Genomic DNA, 3020 nt, shown 5'->3' on the forward strand with positions numbered 1-3020 from the left:
AGTTCGGCCAATGCCGACATTGGGGCGGGCTGGATGCTACGTCAGCAATGTGACGCATCGCTGACGGTGGCGGCATCGAGCAGCCGGACGGCAGCTTCCTGCATCAGCGAACTCACACTTTCGACCCTGTAGCGACCTGTCACCTTTCTCGGGAGCGGACGGTCACCGGCAGCTGTGTTCGAGTCCTGTCGCGTGTGAAAAGCCGACTTGAAAATGGTGGAAAATATAGTCGCGATTGAATTCGGAATGGTCTTGGTTGCTCGGCGAGCATTTTCGCAGACGATTTTTTTGATCCACATCGCATAACTTGCCGCTCTTAACCTCGCGTGGAAGGATCTTATTGATACTATCCGCCTGCAAGTGGGATCCGTCTGAGCGCATCAGCTTTGGAAGCACGTGGTTCCTAGTCTCCGATTGAGTGAGCTGTCGGCCGTGGGTCTGTTTTCCACTGGCGCATGCGCGGTCTACATATTAGACCTTTTACCACTTGCAGCTGCCCTGCGTCATTACACCGGTATTTAGCAAAAACCCTGTCTTTTGATTTTTCTTTTTGCTGGTGTAGACCATGGAGGACACGTCCGTTCCTTGAATGATCATTTCGTACTCGCCGGACACTTGTCCGTTAAATACCTCGATCCACGTCGTGGTTTCCTGATCTGGCGCATTCTTGTCGAGCGTTTCGCTTGCCGAATTGGCTAGCACAAGCGGGATCGGCTGCTTCGCGTTCTGGTATCTGACGAATCCGGCCGAGAATTTGCTGGACGAATCGTAATACGTGCGCATCTCGAAGTTGACTGACTTCGCACCGCCGGAACTGAAGCAAAACGTTTCACTCGTCACTTCCGCATGGGCGACGAACGGCAGAGCGAGAAGCGCAACGGCAAAAAACGATTTCATAAGCATCCGAATTTATGGTTTTTGCAATTCAAGGGACGACGTGATTGTATGCTGTGTCGCGTAATACTTCTTCTTGGGATGAGGTGGATTGCCGACCATCACAGGATGTCCCTGAGCGTCGAGCACGGGTTCCTGCTGGCTGTTTCGTCGCCACTCGAACGTAAGCGAAACGGACTGGCCGGGAAAGATGTCGTCGAGCAACGCATTGCGCAGATACAGGACAGATTGCAGTCGCACTTCGAGGCCATTCAGATTCTCGATGGCGACATAGCCGTTCACGTCCTTGCTTACTGTAATCGCGTTGTCCTGACTGACACCCGCATCCATGTGGCATAGCATGTTGGCGCGGTTTGCGACATAGAAGCAGGCGCTATCGACGCAGTTGTAGGCGTTATGATGGCCGTCGTTGTCGCGCGCAATGAAGACGTTAGGGTCCCAACCAAGCGCCGCATATTCGGCTGGTACACCGCCTGCAGCGAATTTTCTGAAATCCCCATATGCCTGATAGTTGTCGAGATGAGTCAACTGGATGAGGCCGCGCCCATAGTACGGATTATAGGATTTTGTTTCGCCACGTATTTCGCGGACAAAATGCAGATTGCCGGTTTCCGGCACTACGTGAGAGAAAAAGTGCAGCAGGCGTTGCCGCGAAGCGGACACGCCATATCTTCGCGTGGCCTGATTGAACGGCAACGCCCAAGTACTTGCGCGCGAGTGCGCGTCGTTCCAGCTTGTGGTCGAGGCGTGAAACTGCGCCAGAGTCAGATGGAGAAGGCTGCGCGGGAAGCACCTTGCCATTTCGTCCGCGCTTAACCAGCCGCACTTCCTGAACTTCCGAATGAACTCCAGCGGGTGGAAAAACCACAGCTTTTCCTCGGCTAGGCCTGTCCTATCCCAGAACTGGAACTTCTTCAACAGATCGAGGAAGTCGCTGTAGCCGTTCGGGTTGCTGTCCTTCTGCTTGCCGTAGAAGCCGTCCGCATCGTTCAACTTCGCGTAGCGGGTATCGTTGTGCGCGCTGTTCCATTCGGTCGGTGCCTCGCAGATGAACCCGCGCAACTGTGCGCGAACCGCGTTGTTGCCCTTGACGTAGTCGCTCAGCGCGTCGTCGTCGTCGGACTCATTCGCCCCAGCCGAGGGCTGTGCGACATCACCGAGGATCTTCTTGAGCGCATCGACATCGCACATGCCATCGTCGCCATACGGTGTGTTGCCCTCGGTGATCTTTTGCCAGCCAGCGAGGAAAGGGAAGTCTGCATCGGAGAGCACGGCAATGCCGCCGCCATTGACATCCAGATAGCCTTCCCGGCCTGGCGCATACGTGACGCGTATCCACGTGCTGCGCGGATTCGCCTGATTCATTGGATGCGGATTGCCGTCCACGCCGGGCGCGATGCCGGACGGCGTGTTGGCCGACGTGTCAGGCAACGTCGGCGAATTCGTCAAGATGCGGCCGAAGCGCATCAGTTCTAAACCGTCACTCGGGCAGGCGGGATAGAGCTTCGTCGCCCGCGTGGTCATGCCGTATTCGTAGCCAGCCTCTTTCACTGGTTGTGGGGTGAGCAGCGTGCGCGTGCCATCCTGTTCCACTCGCCACGTCGATGTGTACTTGTCGCCCTTGTGGAAGTACGTCTCGGCGTGCAGCGCGTAGCCTTGATTCGTGCCGCCTTGAAGCGGCGCGAAAGGGATGCTGTGAAATTTGTTGTGCGTGTCTGTGCCGGTTGGCTTGGCAAGGAATGTCTGACCGCTCGGAATAATGTAGTAACTATGCCCCCAGCAATCTTGGTGTGCAGGCGTCGCCGGTTGCTTGTTATCGAGTTGCGTGTTGTCGAAATAAGCGGTGAAGTCTGCAGGCAGCATGAACACTTCGAAGTGGATATGCATTTGCCCGTGGCAACGCCCGGGCAGTCCCAAAACATCCTTCCGGTAGACCTTTCTTCCGCCGCCGGATTGTCCATCGTCGGGCGTAGGAGTGCGCAGGTACTCTGGCAATGAATTGATCTGCACGCCCAGACCAGCGTATCCATCCAGTTCGAGCAGGTGCATATAGAGCGAATAGAACGTGATCGATCGCCCGTCGCCCGTCTCCGTCGTGTGCTTGAGCAAAACGAAGCCGGGGTTAC

General features: G+C 55.9%; 2 protein-coding genes. Both read right to left on the minus strand.

Annotated features, from left to right (window positions below; all coding sequences use genetic code 11):
- Nucleotides 1–480: 480 nt before the first annotated feature.
- Entirely contained in the window at nt 481–897 is a 417-nt protein-coding gene (locus tag P0D73_RS46110; protein ID WP_408183647.1) for a hypothetical protein, read from the minus strand.
- A 12-nt stretch (nt 898–909) separates the two neighbouring features.
- A partial coding sequence (locus P0D73_RS46115) for a hypothetical protein (RefSeq protein ID WP_408436370.1) occupies nt 910–3020 on the minus strand: 2111 nt, incomplete at its 5' end.

Origin of the sequence: Paraburkholderia sp. RL18-101-BIB-B (assembly GCF_046026985.1) — a bacterium.
Taxonomy (GTDB): Bacteria; Pseudomonadota; Gammaproteobacteria; order Burkholderiales; family Burkholderiaceae; genus Paraburkholderia.

What these genes read in the sequence shown, in the direction of transcription:
- P0D73_RS46110 (WP_408183647.1), bottom strand. Translation starts at nt 897, where the DNA reads ATGAAATCGTTTTTTGCCGTTGCGCTTCTCGCTCTGCCGTTCGTCGCC.